12 protein-coding genes are annotated in these 21,776 nt (G+C 50.6%); 8 read left to right on the top strand and 4 right to left on the bottom strand.

All coding sequences use genetic code 11. The features are described 5' to 3' along the window. Positions 1-17: 17 nt before the first annotated feature. On the top strand, positions 18-2,492 hold the full coding sequence (locus ACFSUS_RS19050; RefSeq protein ID WP_381525325.1) for an alkaline phosphatase family protein: 2,475 nt from the start codon (positions 18-20) through the stop codon (positions 2,490-2,492). A 169-nt stretch (positions 2,493-2,661) separates the two neighbouring features. Continuing rightward, positions 2,662-3,168, top strand: coding sequence for a hypothetical protein (locus tag ACFSUS_RS19045; RefSeq protein WP_381525324.1), 507 nt, complete (start codon positions 2,662-2,664; stop codon positions 3,166-3,168). Between the two features lie 106 nt (positions 3,169-3,274). Here the strand turns inward: ACFSUS_RS19045 and ACFSUS_RS19040 are convergent, their stop codons facing one another. The 4 genes from ACFSUS_RS19040 to ACFSUS_RS19025 form a co-directional block, all read right to left on the bottom strand. After that, a complete protein-coding gene (locus ACFSUS_RS19040; RefSeq protein WP_381525323.1) occupies positions 3,275-4,012 on the bottom strand; it encodes an SDR family oxidoreductase in 738 nt (245 codons plus the stop codon). A gap of 69 nt (positions 4,013-4,081) precedes the next feature. Further along, a complete protein-coding gene (locus ACFSUS_RS19035) occupies positions 4,082-4,972 on the bottom strand; it encodes an AraC family transcriptional regulator (RefSeq protein ID WP_381525322.1) in 891 nt (296 codons plus the stop codon). A gap of 121 nt (positions 4,973-5,093) precedes the next feature. After that, complete coding sequence (locus tag ACFSUS_RS19030) at positions 5,094-8,531, bottom strand: HEAT repeat domain-containing protein (protein ID WP_381525321.1); 3,438 nt, start codon at positions 8,529-8,531, stop codon at positions 5,094-5,096. Between the two features lie 170 nt (positions 8,532-8,701). Further along, entirely contained in the window at positions 8,702-10,732 is a 2,031-nt protein-coding gene (locus tag ACFSUS_RS19025) for a beta-L-arabinofuranosidase domain-containing protein (protein WP_381525320.1), read from the bottom strand. Between the two features lie 307 nt (positions 10,733-11,039). Here ACFSUS_RS19025 and ACFSUS_RS19020 point away from each other — a divergent pair, with 307 nt between their 5' ends. From ACFSUS_RS19020 to ACFSUS_RS18995, 6 genes are all read left to right on the top strand, one after another. Next, entirely contained in the window at positions 11,040-15,389 is a 4,350-nt protein-coding gene (locus tag ACFSUS_RS19020) for a hybrid sensor histidine kinase/response regulator transcription factor (protein ID WP_381525319.1), read from the top strand. Between the two features lie 154 nt (positions 15,390-15,543). Continuing rightward, positions 15,544-16,167 carry an outer membrane beta-barrel protein gene (locus ACFSUS_RS19015; RefSeq protein ID WP_381525318.1) on the top strand — a complete coding sequence of 208 codons (624 nt, stop codon included), beginning with the start codon at positions 15,544-15,546 and terminating at the stop codon, positions 16,165-16,167. Between the two features lie 160 nt (positions 16,168-16,327). Further along, a complete protein-coding gene (locus ACFSUS_RS19010; RefSeq protein ID WP_381525317.1) occupies positions 16,328-16,846 on the top strand; it encodes a hypothetical protein in 519 nt (172 codons plus the stop codon). A gap of 674 nt (positions 16,847-17,520) precedes the next feature. Beyond that, on the top strand, positions 17,521-18,765 hold the full coding sequence (locus ACFSUS_RS19005; RefSeq protein ID WP_381525316.1) for a serine hydrolase domain-containing protein: 1,245 nt from the start codon (positions 17,521-17,523) through the stop codon (positions 18,763-18,765). Between the two features lie 217 nt (positions 18,766-18,982). Continuing rightward, the gene (locus ACFSUS_RS19000) at positions 18,983-20,125 is read left to right on the top strand and encodes a M23 family metallopeptidase (protein ID WP_381525315.1); all 1,143 of its coding nucleotides are present in this window, start codon (positions 18,983-18,985) and stop codon (positions 20,123-20,125) included. Between the two features lie 82 nt (positions 20,126-20,207). Further along, positions 20,208-21,416, top strand: a complete 1,209-nt coding sequence (locus ACFSUS_RS18995; RefSeq protein ID WP_381525314.1) for a hypothetical protein — start codon at positions 20,208-20,210, stop codon at positions 21,414-21,416. Positions 21,417-21,776 lie beyond the last annotated feature (360 nt).

Below are 21,776 nucleotides of genomic sequence, written 5' to 3'. Positions count from 1 at the left end.
CAACGATTACTCAGTAAATGAAGCGATTCCTGAAATTTTGTCTTTGTCTCTTGTGGGCAACTGGGGTATGGGCACAAAAGAACCCTGACCTTAAAAAACTGGATGCTGAGCTCGAAAGCCGGCGAGTGATGCTGCCGAACGGCTGGAGCCTGACACCGGCGGGCCGCTCGCTAGAACTGGGCGATCTGCCGTTGAACATTGCTGTTTCGGCTTCGAGCAAGCGCTTAGCCGTTACCAACAACGGGCAGGGTACCCAAACGATTCAGCTCATTGATGCGCAAAACGAAAAGGTGTTGCAGAGTATCGAGATTCCTAAATCGTTCTACGGCCTCAAGTTCAGTCGTGACGAGCAGTTTTTGTACGCGTCGGGTGGCAATGATAACTGGATTATGAAGTACGCCCTTACCGGCAACAAACTCGTCTTGAACGACAGTATTAAACTCGGTAAAAAAATGACCGAGAAGATTTCGCCCGTTGGGATTGAAATCGATGATACCCGGAATCTACTTTACGTCGTGACCAAGGAAAATAATTCGCTATACATCCTTGATCTTAAAAGTAAAGCCATTGTTCACCAGGAAAAACTGGGCCATGAGGGGTATACCTGTGTGCTGTCGCCTAGCCACAAAGAATTGTTTATTTCACTGTGGGGTGGCAAGAAAATAGCCGTTTTTAACACTGAAAACCGTCGGGTAACTCATAGTATCAGTGTTACATACAATCCTAATGAAATCATCCTCAACAAAAAAGGGAATATCTTATACGTAGCCAACGCCGGTGACAATAGTGTGTCTGTTGTGGATACGAAAGCTAAAAAGGTAATTGAGACACTAGACGCGGCCCTCTATCCGAACTCCCCCGCCGGATCGGTTACAAACGGGTTAGCGTTGTCGAAAGACGAAAAAACGCTTTACATCGCTAATGCTGACAACAACTCCCTGGCCGTGTTTGATGTGGGCACTCCTGGTAAGAGTACATCGAAGGGATTCATTCCGGTTGGTTGGTACCCAACGAACGTACGGGTAGTGGGTAGTCGCATTTTTGTAGCCAATGGTAAAGGGTTCACGTCGTTTGCCAATCCATTAGGGCCGCAGCCCGTCAGTAACAACGTGCGTTCAGAGTCGCATCTGGGTGAGGTCAAACAAGCTAACAACCGATTGCAGTACATCGGTAGCCTGATGCAGGGCACCATGAGCATCCTCGACGAACCCAATGCGGCTACGCTGGCCCTGTATTCAAAAAAAGTGTACGCCAATACGCCGTACCGCAAAGATCGGGAGCTGGTGACGGAAGGAGAAGTGGGCAACCCCATTCCAATGAAAGTAGAAACCCGTAGCAATGGGTCAGCTTCCCCCATCAGGCACGTCTTTTACATCCTGAAAGAAAACCGTACGTACGATCAGGTGTTTGGCGATATGAAAGAAGGGAACGGGGATTCAACGCTATGCCTGTTTGGCGAAAAATATACACCTAACCAACACCGGCTGGCCCGCGAATTCGTGCTACTTGATAACTTCTACGTTGATGCCGAAGTAAGTGCAGATGGCCACAATTGGAGCATGGGAGCACACGCAAACGACTATTTGGAGAAAACATGGCCAACGGGCTACGGACGTCGTGGTGGTGCAACCGAGGGCATGGGGCGTCGCGAAGTTGCCAATAACAAAGATGGCTACATCTGGGATTTCTGCAAACGCCAGGGCGTTAGCTATCGGAGTTACGGCGTGTTCGTCGATACCAACAAAGGCAACATTCCTGCGCTCGACAAAGATCATGTCTGTTCGTACTTCGCTACGTATTATCAGCAGCAAGTGAAAGACACTACCCGGGTAAATCAATGGAAGCGTGATTTCGACTCGCTCGTTGTGGTTGGAACTGTACCGGCTTTTAGCTCTATACGACTGGGGGCCGACCATACGCAGGGACTGGCCGTAAATCGGCCGACGCCTTATGCCTGCGTTGCGGATAATGACCTGGCTGTCGGCATGTTGGTAGAGCATATTGCAAAGAGCCCCATCTGGAAGCAGTCCGCCATATTCATTGTAGAAGACGATGCTCAGAACGGCCCCGATCATGTCGATGCTCACCGTTCCACAGCCCTGGTAATTAGTCCGTATACCAAGCGGAAATTTGTGGATCATACAATGTACTCGACATCGGGCATGCTCCGGACTATGGAATTAATACTGGGATTGCCACCCATGACCCAATACGATGCGGCTGCTATGCCTATGTTTCGAAGTTTTACGGCGCAGCCTAATTTTGCGATGTATCAAGCTGTCCCCGCCAATGTTGACCTGAGCGCCGTTAATACGGCCGCTACGAATTCGGCGAAGCGCTCGGCCCTGCTCGATTTTACAGACGTAGATCGGATTGATGATAAACTGTTCAACGAGATACTCTGGAAAGGTTTACGTGGCGAAGACGTAAAGGTGCCCGCTCCACGACGCAGTGCTTTTGTGCGAGTGGTGGCTAAAGATGACGATGACTAAAAAAAGCGTAAGATAGAATCAAATGTCAAGCTGGTACAAATAAGCCGGAGCGGTCATACGTAACGGTGGTGATGTCCATGTATACCATTTGCGCAATATTGCTTGTTTGATGCCGATTAATGCTCAATTTTGGCTGTTTAATGCATTACCACCTCAAATCTACTAATCCATGCAAAAGGTATTATTCCTCTTGGCTATCGTTGGCCTGTTCACGGCCAGCTGCACGAAAAGTTCCGATCCGGCCCCGGCGACACAAACCAGGACTCAGTTGATCGCCAAAACCTGGCAGATGCAAACGGCATCAGCGACGCTTAATTCTAACAATTTCTCTGTACCGGTATACGCAAAAGGAGGCACTGGTAATCTGCTCGATTACTCGAAATACCAATTAACCCTGGGTAGCGACGGTAAATCTTCACTTTTTGATGGCACCACAACCAGGACTGGTACCTGGCAGCTGGCTACCAACGACACACAACTGGTGATAACGTATCCTGATAACACGAAGGTAACGTATACCGTCGATGGCGCGTCGGCTACCAATCTGGACTTATCTTACCAGATCGATCCTGCCACGAAAGATGCTTCTGAGCAAGCTTTGTTAGCACAAGGACGGTCATTAAATTTTGATGTTAGCAAAGGCATCAAGATAACGACTAAACTGATTCCTCAATAGCCTCAAACGTTGTTAGGTCCATCCATCAGCTTTGAGATATACCAACAAAAGCGCTACTAACTCACCCCGAGCTAGTAGCGCTTTCCTATTTAAGACGGAGACTGAATTACCAAGGACTTATACCCGTGTCTGGCGCGTTGTCATCGCTGAAGAACTGGCCCGTTGGGCCATCCGGGCCTAACGTGGCTGCTTTTACTAAGCGAGCAGCGGCATCGGGCACCGTGCCGGGGCCGCTGTGATTATTAAAATCTGTCGCGGTATAACCCGGGTCAACTGAATTTACTTTAAACGGGGTATCACGTAGTTCATTAGCCAGCACAATAGTATACCCGTTCAGGGCCGCTTTAGAGCCAACGTAAGCCGTTGGCTTAACTGCGTAGTATTTCCAGGTAGGATCACTATGCAGCGTCAGTGAACCTAAGCCGGAGGTGACGTTCACGATCCTTGGTTCGGCTGATTGCCTGAGCAGATCTACGAAGGCCTGCGTTGTTTCGATTACGCCAAAGAAATTGGTTTCAAACACTTGCCTAAACACGGTAATGTCTGTGTCGAGTGCTGTTTGTGGAAAGCTGCCACTGATGCCTGCATTGTTAATCAGCACATCCAGTACATTCGTTTTCTGGCCAAGCGTCTCACGGGCGGCTTTTATGGAATCAAGATTGTCTACATCAATGATGATTGGCTCAACGTTGTTAAGACCTTCCGCCTTCAGCTGATCGACGGCCTGCTGCCCTTTTTGGCCATCGCGGCTGCCCAGGTATACGTAATACCCCTTCTGCAATAATTGTCGGGCCGTTTCAAAGCCGATGCTTTTATTGGCCCCTGTAATAAGTACTGTCTTCATTGTATCGAATTGTTTAACGATACAAAGCTACCGTACACTGTATGTCTGACCGGAACACATTTCACGGAATTACTGGTACATTTCACGGATGGTGTCGCGGTACTCGGCAGGGGTCACGCCGGTTTCGCGCTTAAAGAAGCGGTTGAAGTAGGAAGGGTCCGAAAAACCGAGATCAAACGCAATCTCCTTAAGCGAGTGTTGGGTATGAAACAGTAATCGTCGCGCTTCCAGCACTAGGCGCTCATGGATGTGGGTGATGGCCGGTTTACCGCTTTGCGCTTTTACTATTTCGCTCAGATACCCGGCAGACACATTGAGCAGTGACGCATACTCACTCACCTGGTGCAGGTTGCGGAAGTGTTCTTCAATCGTGGACAGATATTTTTTCAGCAGAAGCTTGTCGGTCGAAAACGGATTGCTCTCAAACTGCTCGGTATACAGTCGACTCAAATAAGTAAGTAGCACCGTCAGGTAAGCCGTTACCATGCGTTGCTGCCATTCGCCCGGACGGCCGTATTCGGTATAAATTTTTCCTGATATGTCTTCAATAAAGGTCACGTCAGCGTCGGTAAGCCGTAATTCATGGGCATTCTGTGGATTTTGTATCAGCGGTAGTTTACCCAGCGAAGCGTTCTCCTGTAAGGCCAGGAACTCGTTTGTAAAGGCAATAACAGTGCTCCACAACGGTTTGGGCTCTTCTTTTACGATGAGCTGATTCGGTACGAAGAAATAAAACGTCTTGTCTTTGATGACGTAAGGCGTCATGTCCACCCAATGTCGGCCGTTGCCGCGCTGGACGAATACAAGCATGAAGTAATCTTTCCGATGCGGTAGGAGAAGATCCGACTGATAAATCAACGTCCCTTCAAGCCGAATCATGCTAAATAGCTTGCCGCCTAGTATTGGGTCTTGTTCTAATGTGTGTATTGGTACTGGCTGGTCAATGGTAAGTACGTTCATACCCTGAAACTACTAAAGTTTGTCGCTATACGCTTAGTGCACAAGAAGCTGATTAACGGTAAAAGCGTAGCCCGAACAAGATCGTTCAAGCTACGCTTTTACCGTTAATCCAAAGTTTAACTTACTTGTCTTCCTTATCGTCCTTCAACGTGGCCAGGAAACTGACCACATCCCGGATTTCGCGTTTGGTGAGCAGGTATTTCATTTCGGGCATGCTGGATGGCGCGTTCGTTTGTTTGGCGATCTGATTTCTGGGAATAACCGTGTCTGGCTGGTCGCCCACTTTAACGGATACTCCTTCGGGCGTTTCTCCCTGCAAAATGCCACTGATCGTTTTGCCGTTTTTAAGTTCGAGCGTAACGGTTCCGTAACCGGGGGCGAGTCGGGCGCTGGGGTTGACCAGAGCTTCCAGCAACTGCTCGCGGGTGAGTCGGCTGGCAACCCCATTCAGGCGCGGGCCAGCATTACCACCCAGGTCGTCATAGGCATGGCAGCGGATACACTGAGCCGTCTGATGCCGGAAGAAGACCCGTCGGCCCAGATCAGGTTCGCCCCCGTACAAGCTGGCTTTGTAAGACGCGGCCACCGCATCGGGTGACTGTTTCGCCGTGATAGCCTTATACCGGGCCATCAACTGAGGAGATTTGCTGTTGGTAATCGCTTCATCCAGTTCCAGGCTGATTTCGATCGGCAATGTACCGTTCGCCATCTTCGTCAGCAATTGATCGAGCGCTTTCTGTGAATTCGCAACCGGTACTTTACCAAGCGCTACCATGGCCGCCTGTTTCTCTTCGGTTGTCCGGGTGTTGATCACGTCCGACAGCAGCGACACCATCAGGTCTTTCGACATGTTTGTCTTGCTTAAGAGGTCAATCGCGGCTACGCGGACGCTTTTTTCGTCGTCGGTTAACGCCTGTTCGATGGCTTTGCTAATCTGTGGATCATTCATGGCGGCCAGTGCGCGTAACGCTTCTACCCGAACGTTAGCCTCTTTGTCATCTTTCAGACGAGCAAACAGCTCGGGCGAAGCTTGCCCAATTTTTAGTTTGCTGATGGCTTTCACCGCACTCATGCGCAACGCTACGTCCTGATGGGTGAGCAGCTTCGAGTATAAAGCAGCAGTCCTGGTTTTAACCATAACCGGGTCGCGCTCTACAGCGCCCCGGTATCGACCATCGACCCGATCAAGCACCGACGGTTTTGCCCAGGTGCTGAGTGCTTCCATGGCTTCGGCCCGCATCGCCACGGGGCTACCGTCTTTTGCCGCGTAGTCCATCAGGTTCTGCATCGCTTCGGGCGTACCAACCCGAAGGTTGGCGTTAATGGCGCGACGTAGCAGGGCTTCATTCGTAAAGCGGGTAGTCTGCAAGAGGTTACCCAACGCGGGCAGGGCGGCCGGAATCGACAGATCGTCGTTAATGCCCCGGGCGGCTTCGGTAACGATAAATTCGTCCTGATCGGCTAAAAATTTGCTGATGCCCGGGTTACTCATGCGCCGGAGGGCCACAACGGCCGCAATGCGTACCGCCCTCGATGGGTGGTTCGACAAGGCGATTACTGGCTCTGCTTTCTCGATGCGAGCCAGGGCCAGACTACCCGCGTGACGAAGGTAAACGTCTTCGTCTTTGTTGGCTTCCAGCATCTGAATGATCGGAGTGATGGCGGGCTCGTAGGCGATTCGGCCGAGGGCTTCGGCGGCAAAGAAACGCGCCCGGCTGTTCTCATCTTTCAGAAGCGGAATCAGCGCAGCACCCGCTTCTTTATAACGAACGTCACCCAGCCATTTGGCGGCCTGCGCTCTGATCTCGGGGTCTTTATCGCTGAGTAGGGGCAACAGCAACCTGGCGTACTGCTTGTCCTGACGGGCTAATTGGCTGATGCCCCAGATGCCATGCACCCGCGCCAATTGATTGTCTGTTTGCCCGATAGCGCTGGTAAACACAGGGACACCTTTGGCCCCACGTTTGGCCAGTTCAAACTGCGCTTTCTGACGAACCCGCATGTCAGGATTCTTCAACAACTCGCCTAAATCGGCTTCTTTTCGACTCCCGAAATTTTCGGCCAGTAAAGTTTTGGTTCGTTGCCGGTCGGTCCAGGCGGCTCCCTCTTTGTCGTCGAGTTTCCAGACCCGACCGTAATCTTTGGTGTTCCAGCCGTTAATCCAGTCAGCTACGTACAGCGCGCCATCCGGCCCAAAGTCGATCCCCGTAGCCAATACGTTGCTCAGAATCTTTTTTTGTCCACTCAACTCAAAGGAAGCCCCCTTGGGTTTAAGCGTAAACGTGTGGATGCCCGATTGCGCCGGGTTACCCACAAATTCGGCGATGAAGAACGTGTTCTTGTATTTAGGGCTTAGGGCCGTGCCGGGGTTGTAGCGCATACCGGCCGGACCACTGACGAAGTTGGCCAGGGTAGGGGTGATGTATGCCGCCTGCCCGTCAAACCGGGGCTTATACATCTGCTCATCCATCCAGACCTTATACGTATTGTTGTTCGGGTCGCGGTATTTGCCGTATTGCCAGTTGCTACGCCAGCCGGTGTCGGAGCCATTTACGATGTAAACCAGTCGCTCTTTCTCGCCGGGATGGTCGCCGTCGTTATCCTCGCTGATGAGGTTGCCATACTCATCAAAAACAAATTCGTGGGTGTTCCGAACGCCATAGGCAAACACCTCAAAGTCGCTGCCGTCGGGATTCGACCGAACAACGACGCCACTGTTTGGGTGCTCCCATTTCTTGCCGTCGGGACCTTTGCCGTTGAAACCAATATCCCCGATCTGCCAGTAGATTCGTCCATCGGGACCCATCTCGATACCCGACATGCCGTGGCCGCCAAAGCCGACGTGAATGCCGTAGCCGTGCGAAATCGAGGTTTTGGACTCAGCTATGCCGTCGCCGTCTTTATCCCGCATTCGCCACAGGTCAGGCGCTACGGCCACGTATAAATCGTTGCCGTGGGTCATGACACCTCCGGCAACATCAGTCACCTCGTCATGGAAATCATCGACTACCAACTGCGACAAATCGGCAACGCCGTCGCCGGACGTATCTTCCAGGCGGTACACGTTTTCTTTTTCAATGGTCATGTCGCGCCAGTCGTGCGAGCCATCACCATTGAGGTCTTTCAGCCACTCGTTTTTCTTGCTGTTGGTCGGCGACAGTACCCGGTGCAGAAAGGCACGTTTGTCTTCGATCGACTGTAGGCGGTTCGACTCGATTTCCCAATCCTGATGGCTCCGTATGTCAAACTCGGAGTTCTTCTGACGATTCGTGCGGGTATAATACAGGCGGCCCATGTCGTCAATATCAATGGCGATCGGGTCAGAAACGAGCGAGTCGACGCCCCACAAGCGTAAGGTAAGTCCTTCCTCTAATTGGGGCGTCACGGTGGCTTCAATGGATTTGGCGAGTTGGGCGGCTTTTTCGGGAGCCATACGCTTAATCCGCCTGTCTATCGGGTCTTTCGCGTTCTGGTACCCGGCCAGGAGAAGCACGGGAGCCAGACCACAGACCCAGCCTAGTGTTTTTTTGATGGGTAAACCGTTGCGGGCTTTTTTCATGTTGGAGAGCTACTGATTAATCAAGGTTGGGGAATTGTGTTTGAGACGTGGTAAGCGTCGGAATGACCTTAAATTTAGCGATTAGATAACCGTTCTTCCAGTTTTATCCTGGATAATAAATAAACGAAATCGCCAATTCTACCCGTACAATAGAACACAAACCGAATAGCTTACTTCCCTCTGATAACCGGAAACTGGGCAATACGCAGGTGAGTGCAACCATACGGAATCAGGGTGATCTCCTCTTCGTCTTTAGCCGTTTCTAACTGATACGTAATGCTGTAGGGAATTGGGCCCGTCATGTCGTTATATAGCTGCCAGGAGGGAATGCGCTTGCCTTTTGTTTTGATCTGGATAGGTGCATTTTCGAGATTCCAGGGGAAAGTCGATACCGTCCCCTTTTTCTCAACTACGTACTGGGTTTCCAGCTTATCAGGGCGAACGTCAATCAGCCCATAATTCCAGGGGGTTGTCGGACGAATTTCTACGTATCGATCGCCGTATTCGATAGGATCTTTCTCATTTTTAACCGATGTGGCCTGTTCGCCAATTTTTAAGGCGTACGTAATCGGACCACGCTCAACCGACATTGAGTTTTCGTACCAGGTATCTTTGAAGACATGCATCGGTAAGGTTAACTCAACTACGTCGCCGGACTTCCAGGCTCGGTTGATCGTAACAATCTGATTGCCGTTTGGGGCCTGCCAGACCTTACCATTGATCTTGATGCTTCCTTTGTTACACCAGGCCGGTATCCGAAGCCGAAAGGGGAACGAAACAGAGTTTACGTTCTTATCCATGTTTAACGTAAACCGGATTGTCTCGTCAAAAGGATAATTGGTTTCTTCGTTGAAAGACACCTGAGTGCCGTTGGCAACGGACGCCCTAACTTCACTTGGTGAATACACCAGGGCGGCAAGGCCTTTGTCGGGTGTGGCATACCACAGGTTTTGCGTAAACTTCGGCCAGCCCTGGTGCATGTTTGATGTACAGCAGGGGTAGCCCGTCAGTAAGCCGTAGCACAGATCAGTTCCCTCATGGTTGACATCGAAATTGCGGGTATGCCGCGTCGCCATTACCTGATTCGCCTGCTGGAAATATTGACGACTCAGAAAATCGTCTGACACCTGCGTTGGTAAGGCATTGAACGCCACTTTTTCGAGCTGATCGGCATAGCCTACATCACCGGTTATTTCAAGGATGTTCTCCAGCGAAAACATCATTTCTACGGCCGAGCACAGTTCCGAACCCTGCGTTGGATTATTACCATGCAGGGCTTCGTCGCCACCGTAAAGACCGTGCGCCATGCCATTGAACTTTCGAATGTCGGCAAAGCCTTTTTTGGTGGCGTCTACGTATTTCTTCTCCGGATGATGCTGGTAATAAATAAGCGGTTCTTTGATGCCCTGCGCCAGGTTCACGCAATGGATACTACCGGCCTTCGACAGCATATCGGTTTGCAAGAAGCCGTTCGTGTAATCGAAGGTTTGCTTATGAATCAGATCACCTAAATCCAGTAGAAATTTGTCGCCGGTAATGTTGTAGAGCCAGTAAACGACCATCAGATTGTCACCTCCGCGGTAGCGAGCCCAGAACGTCCAGTGGTCGAGCGGCTTTTGGGGTAGCTCTTTGAGCTGATATTTGAAGTAGTTGGTCATCAGCTTAATCACCCGCTGATCGCCCGTTGCTGAGTAATACTGCTTCAGAATCTTGAGCATGACCATCTTGGGCCACCAGTCGCGGCTGTTGTCGCGCTGTATGCCCGGTTCCGGACCGTAGTCTTTTGCAGGGCCGAAGTAGCCATCAGGCTGCTGGCTATTCAGGGCCCACTCAACCCAGGGTTTCGTTTTGGCAATGAGCTCCTGATCGTTCAAAATATAGGCAAGTGGTAATAGTCCGTCAATCCAGTAAGGGCCGCGTTCCCACTGATCGCCATCGCCACCCAGCCACCCATTACGCTCATTCATGACCAGCGGGTATAGTCTGTCCAGATTGCCGGTAGCACCGTTCTTTTGCCGAATCAGCATTTCGGCTAACCACCCTTGCGGTTTAATCGCACCTAAGGGTAACTCAATGTATGGATTTGGGCGAAGTGGGCTCCGGTTGTTCAGGTATTGCGTAGCCGATGGATTCTTCGCCTGCCCCATGGCGGTTAGGGCAAAACTCACGTACAAAATAGAGAGGGTTACGTTAAGCGTCATGGAGGGGGATTGACCAGGTCCGTCAACCGAATTTTGAGAGTATCAATAGCTATTATAACCAATCGAAAAGGGTTCTCAAGGCGTCTTCTACTCCTAACGGCGTCACACCTCATGCGTAACCGACAGTACGGTATAGGCCCGTTAGACGGTCGTCTCGTTAAATACGCATAAAAGAAACTGTGTATCTTGTTTTGTCCGTATATACAATACATTTTTTTCTACTGATCGAATATAGTAACTAGGAGGATATAGTTAGTAGACAGATTGCTAACGGTGCTTAGTAACTAAGATGAGCCCGAGTACTGCCGTGAGATACGAAAAAATGCGCATAGGTCTTACCGGTCTGATCATGACGCTATGGCTTTGGGGCAGTATGGGCGTGCAAGCTCAATCCTACACAGCCTCGGTGAAATACTATGGACCTGAGCAAGGCTTATCGCACCGGGAAGTAAACGCCATTTTGCAGGATAAACAGGGCTTTATGTGGTTCGGCACTAAGTTCGGGCTCAACCGCTTCGATGGCTTAAAATTTACCACCTACACGAAAGAGCGGAACGGACTCGATTTCGACGATATACAATCCATAGCTCAGGATGCCGAAGGGTATTTGTGGCTTATGGGGGCCAACGGTCCGTCGCAGATCACGCTGTTCAACCCGTTAACCGGTCAGGCGATCTCCTTTGAAGACAAGTTTGGAAAAAAACGTCCTCCGAGGGCGCCCGATGATCATTATCGTCTGCTTAGCAGCGAGAATGGCACGATCGCCTTCACCGACTTTCAATCCGCCCGGTTGGTTACGTACCATCCTCAATCCGGGCTGCGGTACGTAGCCGTGCCGCAGTTTACCAAACTCATCGCCTTTCAGGTCACGAACCACCATACGGTCTGGGCCATCGCCGATGATCAATTTGTGGTTGAACTGACACTCGATGGGCGGATCGTGCATCAGTTCTCACATGAGGTGGGGTCAATTACTATCTGTTATGGTCAGCGAAACGCTGGTATCGAGTTTTTCTATATTGCCCGGGACCCGGTAAAGCCAGCATCCGATATAACGTACAGCGTAGACGAATCGGGTCAACCACGAGTAGTACCGTATTCGTTACTGGCCTCGTCAACCAGATACATTTACCCGGTTTGCTACGCCTTTGACCGTAGCGGTTTAATGTGGGATGGAACGAGTTTACGGAGTGCTACCCACGGAGTTGTGCTGACGATTGCCCCTCAGCTAACGGCCGAGCCAATCGTGAACCGAAGCTTTTTCCGCGACCGGAACGGACTGTTCTGGTTAGGTACCAGTTTTGGCGTGTATCAGGTTGACCTGGCCGAGAACCATTTTCATCGCTTCTTTTATCAGGAGAATACGAAGGATAAACGGGTAGCGGCTGTTCGGGGGATTACCGTCCTGGACGATCAGGTCTTTGCCAATCTGGAGAAGTTCGGTTTATACAGCGCCCCGCGCAGGGGCGGGGTACCCAAGAGGCAGTACCCTCCCAATACCGCCACGACCAACGGGGATCCGTTTACGTTGGCATATGGGTTGAGGCAGGATGGGCAGGGGACGCTCTATGGTGGTATCGGACATAAGCTTGTTCGTTACCAGCCGGCCACCGGTAGGTCCAGGGCGGCCCAATTCCCCGAACTCTGGGATGCCTGGGCGCTGCACCCCCTGAACGCGCAACACTGGCTGCTGGGTGGGCGAAGAGGGCTTTACCTATTCGATACGACACAGGAGAAGGTCACACCCTATGTCAAGTACAATCAATTTACTGAACTGGCTCAGGCGCAGGTACTGCACATCGCTCCGGACCGGCAGGGCGTTATCTGGATTTGCGCCAATACGGGCTTGTATACCCTCCATCCGCAACAAGGGATCACGGCCCGTTACGGGAGTGAGGGAAAGCGAGAGTATTACCTGCCCGCCGAAAGCTTCCATCATCTCTACCAGGATAAGGCGGGCATCTACTGGCTGGCCACCGCCAACGCGGGACTGATCCGGTGGGACCGCCGGAAGGGGGCGTATCGGCAGTTCCGGCGCAGCGAAGGCTTATCCAACGATAACATCTATGCCATATACCCCGACCACCGGGGCCACCTCTGGATGAGCAGCGATTTTGGCATCATGCAATTTGATCCCCTTCGACTGACAACCCAGGCGTATCTGGTCGAAGATGGCATTACCCATAACGAGTTCAACCGGATTGCCCATTTTCAGGAGAAAAACGGCCGCATCTATTTTGGGGGGCTGAACGGCATCACGGCCTTTGATCCGCAGGATTTTCAAACCCAGAAACCAACGCCTGAGCTACTGGTACGCATCACCTCCTTTCGGCAGTACGACTATTCGGTCGGTAAGGTCGTCGACAAAACCCAGGACGTAATAACCAGCCATACCATTACCATTCAGCCCGATGACCGCTCCAGCGTATTGGATTTTGCCCTGCTCAACTACGCCAATGCCGAAAAGAACCTGTACGCGTATCGGTTCAACGACCTGGATGAAGACTGGACCTACCAGTCGGAGCCAACGCTACGTTTGAGCAATCTGCCCTATGGCGAACACCCGTTGCTGATCAAGGCGCAGGCCATTGATGGCCAGTGGTCAACCAACACGCTGACCATTAAGCTGGTGGTAGTACGTCCCTTTTATTTGCAGTCCTGGTTTTTAGTGCTGATGGTACTATTGGTTGGGGCTGGCATCTGGGCCTGGCTGCGGTGGCGAATCTGGCAACATCGGGCCGAACAGCTCCGGCTCGAAGCCCAGGTTAGGCAGGCCACTGCCCGTATCGAACACGATAAAACGATCATTGAGCAGCAGGCACAGGATTTGCTCCGGCTCAACCAGACACGCTCCCACTTCTTCGCAAATATTTCGCACGAGTTTCGCACCCCGCTCACGGTAATACTGGGTATGGCCGCCGGACTGGAAGCCTACAAACCGGACGAAAAACCCCAGCAGCTGCGGCAGGCAGCTGATTTAATAAAGCGGAATGGTACCAATCTGCTTCGGCTGATCAACCAGTTACTGGACCTCTCAAAAATTGAGGCTGGGGAGATGCAGCTGCGCCCGGTGCGGGCCGATCTGGCGACTTTTTCCCGCTACATCATCGAATCGTTCCAGTCGATGGCCAAGGTTAAGGATATCCAACTATGTGTTCTGGGAGAGGAGGCCTGCGAAGCTGATTTTGATAAAGACAAGCTACAGGATATCCTGTCTAATCTGCTGACAAATGCCCTAAAGTTTACCCCCGAGGGCGGACAAATCGACTACCAGTTGAAGCGCCTGGATACCTGGCAACCCCTGGGTCCGGAAGGGTACTATGAGGAACTTACGCCAACGGATTATCTGGATACCCCCTGGATTCGGTTCAGTGTCAGCGATACCGGACCCGGCATTGAGCCATCAATCCTGCCTAAGGTCTTTGACCGCTTCTTTCAAGCGGGGCCCAGCCTGGATTGGCCGCATCAGGCCGGGCCCATCCAGGCCGGGCCCATCCAGGCCGGACCCATCCAGGCCGGGCCACGTCAGGAGGATACGCTGGCCACTTCGCCGGTTAATGGCACCGGCATTGGGCTGTCGCTGGTGCGGGAACTGGTGTTGCTTATGCACGGCGGACTAGCCGTTCGAAACCGTTCCGGCCTGGATAGGTCCGGCCTGGATGGGTCCGGCTTGGGTGCTGAATTTGTGGTTAGCTTACCACTGACCCGCCAGGCCGAGCCAATGCAGGCTAGGCCACGTGAGGCCGGGCCTGCATTGGAGGTGTCAGTGGCTCCGGCTCTGATCAGTTCTGACCGCACCGAGTGGAGCGAGCCAGAAATACTCACCTCTGCCGCCAATCTGCCACTGCTCTTGCTGGTAGAAGATAATGACGACGTAGCCGCCTACATTCAAACCTGTCTCCGGGCCGATTACCAGGTGATCCGGGCTGAAAACGGGCAGATCGGTATTGAATTAGCGTTTGAGAAAAGCCCCGACGTGATTCTGAGCGATGTGATGATGCCGGTTAAAGATGGATTTGACCTATGCGATACGTTGAAAACCGATGAGCGAACCAGCCACATCCCCATTGTACTACTCACTGCGCGGGCGGCTGTGAGCGACAGGCTTTCCGGCTTACGGCGGGGCGCTGATGCCTATCTCGTAAAACCGTTCCTACCCGAAGAATTACAGGTGGTGCTGAGTAACCTCATCCAGACCCGGCGGCAGTTACAAAGCTATTACCGCCAACTGGCGTTGGGCGGTACCCCGCTGGGTATTGCTTCGGCTACTCTATCTCCTCTCCAGCCGGGAGCACCCCAACCGGGTGAGGCTAGGCCGGTCGACTCTCTGGAAGATGAGTTCTTAATAAAACTCCGAACGGTGATAGAAGCACAGCTGGATAACACGGAGCTTTCAGTGGACACCATCTGTCTGCAGGTGGGTATGAGCCGCACCACGCTGCACCTGAAGCTGACGGCCCTGACGGGTATGTCCGTCAGCCGCTACGTGCGTGCCCTGCGCTTACGCAGGGCACAGGAGCTGCTAACCGCTACGAAACAAAACGTTTCAGAAGTAGCCTACGCGGTTGGCTTTGAGGATCCGAAGTATTTCAGCCGGGTGTTTTCCGAAGAATTTGGCGTTTCTCCCGGCCATTATCGCCAATCGGCCAAGGGCTGAACAATACTCCACCTTTTCGGAACAATAGTGTACCTGCTTTTAAGCGGATACCCATACTCTTGTGCTGCTGTTCTGTTCTTCTTTAAACCACTCAGCATACAATTCACCAATAGCTTTTTAAGCGCTTATCATTCACAGTTAACTAGTTGCAACTATGAAAACTTACCTTGTAGGTCTTTTTATGCTGGTAGCTCTGTCAGCCACCGCCCAGCAGTACAAACCATTTAAAGTTAACCTGTCGGTGGGTCTTGCCTATCTTCTCAACGCCAACAGCAATATTACGGACGGTTTCTTAGTGGCAGTCGAGCCAAAGTATGGCTTCTCTGACCATTTTGACCTTGGTTTGCGACTGGAAGGCGCATCCTTAAAGAGGAATTTAAATACTAATGGCGTTACGTTAGACAGCGGCGTAGGCGATTATCTGTCATACATGATTACAGGAAACTACCTGTTCGGAACGGGTAATATCCAGCCTTTTCTGGGCGCGGGTATTGGCTTCAACGAAATTAAAGTAACAGGTTACGGTGATATAACTAAAACGTCCACCGGAGAAATCATACAGCAAACCAGATCCGTTAAAAATGAAACGGTTGGGACCATGATACGGGGCGGTATCAAAGCAGGTCACTTCGTGGCTGCTATTGAATACAACGCAGCGAAAGCTACCGAATTCATGGTGGGAAATACGAACGTTAGCAGCCCGAACAGTTACGTAGGCTTCAAAGTTGGAGTTGATTTTGGTGGTGCACGACGGGATATGGGAAGCCGCCGTCGGTAAATGAAACTGACTCTGTCAGGCAAAGCCTGTTCAAGTGAGCGGTCGGTTCGCCCGAGCGATTCCGGCGCAGGACCGTCTACACTTTTTACTGCTTTCCGGTAAACGTTTTGTTCACTGGTCTTTATAGGGGCCTCGATAGGAGTAATTAATTGCCAAACACATGAATAACATCTATTTACTTCTCTTTCTTTTCCTGGTTACTCTCGAACTAAATGCACAAGATGCTCCAGCCGAGCGACCCGCCAAAGCTATCTACGTAGAGGGTTTGGGTAGTGGCCTGGGGGTCTCCCTCAACTATGATACGCGCTTTAAACCAGGCTTGTCGGGTTTAGGCCTGCGCGTGGGCGTCGGTGGCCTCGACGTTTCAAGTAGTGCAGGTTCAATTGACATTATCACCCTGCCGGTTCTCGTTAACTACGTAGCCGGTAATAGTCGAGCTGCCTTCGAAGCCGGTGTGGGCGTAACGGTAATCCGCGTCAGCGCTATTAGTGCAAGCACCCTACCTGGTGATAATATAGTGGCAAAAGGAACTGGAGTCGCTGGATCTGGCAATTTTGGTTTACGGGTGCAACCCAAGCGGAACGGCGTTCACTTTCGACTTTACTGGTCGCCTTTTGTAACGAGTGACATCTTTGAACCCAGAATATTTGGAGCATCGCTCGGCTTTGGATTTCGATAGTCAGACTACTACAGACATAGGGCAATCTCTTTAGGGCCAAATGTGGGCAGCGCTTAGACACCTGTACGCTGTTTGTTAGGGCTTCATAGGCAATAGTTTGAGGAATATACCCTGTATGACCCGGTAGTCTGTATGAGCGTAGTGGAGAAGACCCAGAGGTAGAGGGCATGTATCTGCTCAGGGTGAGTACGGCAGGCCAGACCAGCACACTCAAAGTGCTCAAAGGCCACTAAGTGCGCATACGCATCCGGACGATAGCCCTATTGGTCCGGGCTTACCAGAATACCGACTAGATGAAAACGAGTCAGCAACATGCCCTGCCCTCGGAAGAATAGACCAAGGGTTTCTTTTTCCGAGGGCAGGGCCACTCCAGCTTACGAAAAGCAGGCCCTCCAGGCAGACAGCTATGCTTGCCTAGGGCCCTTGCTGTAAGATTATCGCCATTTGGCCCGGGTCTGAACAATTCTCCACCTTTTCGGAACAATCCTCCACCTGTTTTTTTGCCAATGCTGGTACTCTTGTGCTGTTGATTGACAATCTTCAAAAGCAGTCAATGGACATCGTGTGACCAAACCTGTTCCAGCTTTCCACGCAAGGTATCTCAGCAATTACGTTGGTTAATCCTTGCGTAGCTCCATTTCTATGAGAATCAGTTTTACTAAACCATTCAAGTTATGAAACTACGCTTACTTACAACCGTAATAGTTGCGTTTATGCTGTTCAGCTCTATGATTCAGTCCTGTTCGGTACTGGATCATAGAGCTCCAGAACCCGCTAATACGCAAGCCCAGCTTCAGCAACTCACCGATAGCCTCTATGATACGTTAAGTACCAAATGGGGAATCAAGCAGGGCGGCATTTTCATGCGGGTAATGAATCCGTCGGGTTCGTATCTGGTTTCCACCAACATTGATCCGAAGGTGCAGGATAACTCCCATTACAGGGTTGCCAGCATCAGCAAAACCTTTACGGCGGCCGCCATCATGCGCCTGCACCAGGAGGGTCAATTGTCGCTTGACGATGTCATCACCAAATACCTGCCCAACACACCTACTTATAATATCCCCTACAAGGATCAGATTACCATTAAGCAACTACTCCAGCACCGGGCAGGGGTCTTTGACGTAACCAATCAAAATATTCCTAAAGACGTTAAGCAGCCTTATGCCGGCGGGCGGTACTACGATTATGTCGAGGGTACCGATAGCACTCATACCTTCACCTTCGATGAAGAGTTTACTGTTATATCCCAGAATGGCCTGTTCAACCACCTTCCCAATGCCCAATTCTATTACTCGAACTCAGGCTACCACGTGCTGGCCAAAATTGTGGAGATTGTGCAGCAACGCCGGGGCACGCCCATGTCTTTCAACGACTATATCACCAAGACCTTTTTCGAACCCCTGAAGCTGACCAATACGTATGGTATAGTGTCAGGAACCGACCAGCGGATTAAAGCCCCCTTCCTTGAATCATTCCTGCACCTATTCCCCCCTAATAGCCGGCAAGTGTATAATCCGACAGTGAGAAACATGTCTGGTTTTGTAGCCGATGGTCACGTGGTGTCCACACCAGCGGACATCTCGCGCTGGATGGAACTGCTCATCAGCGGACAGACGGGTATTTCGATAGCCAACGTGGCCCTGATGGAGCAGATGCTGCCCGGCGATGAAGGGAACGAGCGTTACGGCCTCGGCTTAACGTTCGATGCGGGGCTGGGTTACGGGCATGACGGCTTTCAGCCAGCTTATTTGTCAAGGCTGCGCTATAACCCCGACACCAAAACCACCGTGCTCGTTGTGGCTACATTTATTTATATCAAAGACCCCAATGAAAAACAACCCAGCCCTGATTTTCTGAGTCTTGCCAATGGGCTGCGGGATATGGGAATACAAGGAGCCCAAATCGTTAATCGTTAAGGAACGGATTCCCTTTTTTCTTGTCTGACCCAACCCTAATCGTTCTGACGGTGAAACGTTCCGGGATACTCCATTCTCTCGCACAGACAACCACCCGCACAAGCCGGGCGGTTATCTGCCTGAGCCTGGTTTACGGGCTGGCCTGCTAGCTGGACCCCTTGGCCCATCTCTTGTCGTTTCCCGGCATTTAATCAACTCAGTTTAACCAATTGATGCTATGATATATCGTATCACAGTAACGATTTGTCTTTTAGTCACCGGATTCGCATTGTTTCTAGGTTGTCAGGATCATCAGATCAATCCAGACGGTACATCCAGTGTATCGGCCGCCCTCCCTTCAGCTCCCGTTAAGGTGACGAATACGGTCGGCGAATGGCTGGTATATGATTTGCATGTGCACACGCCCCCGGGCAGTACGCTTCAAAAAATCGACGTGATGCGGGGCAATGAAGTACTATCGACGTTTACAGATTTTTCGATAAGAAAAGACAGTTTTTATCTGGCCCACATCTGGCTTCCTTACCCCAGGAGCGGATGGGATGTGGACGTACTGACCAATCGGTTTCACGTGTCTCAATCCGGCAGGACGAGTGTCAGTACGTTCCAGGTAAAGATAGATCGTCAATATCCGGATCAAAGACGCGTTGGGTTTCCGCTACCATCCGGCACCTGGTTTACCGAAGATGCGCCTGATCCCAGCTCCCTCCACACAAGAGCCCTGTTCCTGTTTCCACAGCCGGTGTTTGATCCCGCGCAGAATGGGTATGTTATTGGCAATAATCCCCAGCGGTACGCTATTGATTTTACCAAACTTGTCGATGGCCTTCCTTATAAAAATAAGGGCGATAAAAACGAAGACTGGTATTGCTATAACCAACCCATCCTGGCCGCAGAGGGTGGTACGGTCGTGTTTGCCGCAGACGGCATTGCCAATAACCTCACGCCGGGAAAAGTGGATTACTCAATAGACTTTACAAACGTAACGGGTAATGTGGTCTACATTGAGCATAGTGATGGTACGCTGGCCATGTATGCGCACATGATTCCCAATTCCCTGCTTGTCAAGGTGGGGCAAAAAGTAGCTGCAGGTCAGGAACTAGGTCGTTTGGGTAACTCAGGTAATTCCATAGCCCCCCATCTTCATTTTCATGTGGTGGCCAATCCGGACAGGAAAAAGCTGGTCAATTACGCCGATGGCTTGTTTCTGGAAGGAGTCCCTTACTCTTTTCCTGCCTTTAGGAAACTGGGTACAGCCCCCGATGATTTCCTGACACAGCAGCCTGTCTTTAGGTTCACGCCCACAACATCCGAACCGTTCAGCAACGTAATACCGCAGAAAAGCGATGTAGTCGAGTTTTAAGTGGAAAACCAAGCTACCGTTTTTTTTAGCTCCAGATGACCTGAGTGATTATTTACTCGTCACGTTAAAACCAATTCAACTCATGGAACCAACGTTGAACTCACAAAGCACCCCTAACACACAAAGTCGAAGAAAGTGGCTACGAGATGCTGCTATTGCGACTACCAGTGCCGCTGTTATGCCCTCATTGCTTACCGGCTGTGCCGATCATCGGGTAAATCCTGGGGATGGTGACCTGGGGGGGGCTAGCGCACCACCAGATGATGCTCTGTATCCATTGGCGGCAGCTAATTTAAATCGTATGGCTATATGGCATGACCATCTTTACTCCTCCTACACTCAAGGTTATGAACAAGTGGTGTATCGTACTGTAGAAGCAGGCGAAAAGCTCACAAACTGGACAGAAATTCTTGTAGAAGTCTTTACTAAATTGGGACTAACGGTCTTAGAGGGAGCATTAGAAGAATTCCCTCTTCTTGGGGCAGCCATAGCAGCTGCCGTTGAGCAACTTGAGAAATGGGAATTCTCGGAAAAAGGAAATAAAGTAGATGCTACAATTGCAGAATTCGCGAAAGGTTTTTCCGATATGCATGCGGAAGTTCAACGATATTTGACAGAACTGATATCCACCAAGGACATAAACGGCAATGATACCAATTACCAGAAATTGCGGGAAGCGTTTAAGGAGGGATATATTGAATTTAATAATAAAAAATACACCCTTAGGGATTTGGCGGAAAACTATTTCCCAATGAAGGATAAGGATGAGGATAGAAAACAATACCAAGCATTAATAGATGCAGCCTTTCTTAGATTCAAAAAGTCTCTTTGGAATGCAATGTTCATAAAAGCTGCCGATTTTCACTCGAGTTATAATTTTTCAGTACGGTGTGACCAGTCTCCTTATCGATACGCAACGAAAGAATTTTACCCTGACAAAAATTACCCTATACAGGCAGCTAGTTATTTACGGGGCTATTATCTTAAGCTTACTGACCGTTATGAATTTGCTTATTGGTATTTCACGTTCGATGGTAAGGCATTACCTGAAGGCGCTGCAGAAATTTTATTTAAGGATGACGTCCGGGGTAACATAATAAACCCCAAAGGTTTATTTGATCGCGATTACGTATTTAAACAATTTCACAGGGAAAAACAAGATTTTGGTATATATCACGACTTAAGAACAGATTCTAATTGGCGATGTGATGATGGTTTCGATTTTGATCATAATACAGATAACTACGAATTTACCGGAGGTGAGTTCCATGTATTAACTAAACCAAAGTAAAGGTGCTGAGGTGCATTGAGCGTAACGGCGCTACTATCCGGCATTGTGTGACCTGAAAGTAATGAGGGTAGGGTGGCTCGGTTTGACTTTAACCGGGATATCCGACTGGATTATTCATATCAGGTAAGACAGCCTTTCACATATTGGTCATTACTGTAAACTCTACAGGCAGAACAATAACGGCGGGTTTTGGGACGCAGCCAATCTTATGCCGCCGACATGGCTAACTTGCCGTTCAAATCAGTAGACACCACTGACTACAATAAGGATGGCTGGATGAATTTGCCCATCGCTGTCACGGTTATAACCTGCAATACGCACAAGAAATCCAGTTGCCTAACGCCGTATTTGTCTCGAAAA

The organism is Spirosoma soli, from assembly GCF_042684525.1.
GTDB classification, from domain to species: domain Bacteria; phylum Bacteroidota; class Bacteroidia; order Cytophagales; family Spirosomataceae; genus Spirosoma; species Spirosoma soli.
The sequence above is the reverse complement of the archived record's forward strand: the minus strand, read 5'-3'. Positions and strand labels throughout refer to the sequence as shown.

Bases quoted from the DNA above. Each gene is read 5' to 3' on its own strand.
- ACFSUS_RS19005 (WP_381525316.1), top strand. From the start codon at position 17,521: ATGAAACTACGCTTACTTACAACCGTAATAGTTGCGTTTATGCTGTTC.
- ACFSUS_RS19040 (WP_381525323.1), bottom strand. From the start codon at position 4,012: ATGAAGACAGTACTTATTACAGGGGCCAATAAAAGCATCGGCTTTGAA.
- ACFSUS_RS19015 (WP_381525318.1), top strand. From the start codon at position 15,544: ATGAAAACTTACCTTGTAGGTCTTTTTATGCTGGTAGCTCTGTCAGCC.
- ACFSUS_RS19050 (WP_381525325.1), top strand. From the start codon at position 18: ATGAAGCGATTCCTGAAATTTTGTCTTTGTCTCTTGTGGGCAACTGGG.
- ACFSUS_RS19010 (WP_381525317.1), top strand. From the start codon at position 16,328: ATGAATAACATCTATTTACTTCTCTTTCTTTTCCTGGTTACTCTCGAA.
- ACFSUS_RS19035 (WP_381525322.1), bottom strand. From the start codon at position 4,972: ATGAACGTACTTACCATTGACCAGCCAGTACCAATACACACATTAGAA.
- ACFSUS_RS19030 (WP_381525321.1), bottom strand. From the start codon at position 8,531: ATGAAAAAAGCCCGCAACGGTTTACCCATCAAAAAAACACTAGGCTGG.
- ACFSUS_RS19025 (WP_381525320.1), bottom strand. From the start codon at position 10,732: ATGACGCTTAACGTAACCCTCTCTATTTTGTACGTGAGTTTTGCCCTA.
- ACFSUS_RS19045 (WP_381525324.1), top strand. From the start codon at position 2,662: ATGCAAAAGGTATTATTCCTCTTGGCTATCGTTGGCCTGTTCACGGCC.
- ACFSUS_RS19000 (WP_381525315.1), top strand. From the start codon at position 18,983: ATGATATATCGTATCACAGTAACGATTTGTCTTTTAGTCACCGGATTC.
- ACFSUS_RS18995 (WP_381525314.1), top strand. From the start codon at position 20,208: ATGGAACCAACGTTGAACTCACAAAGCACCCCTAACACACAAAGTCGA.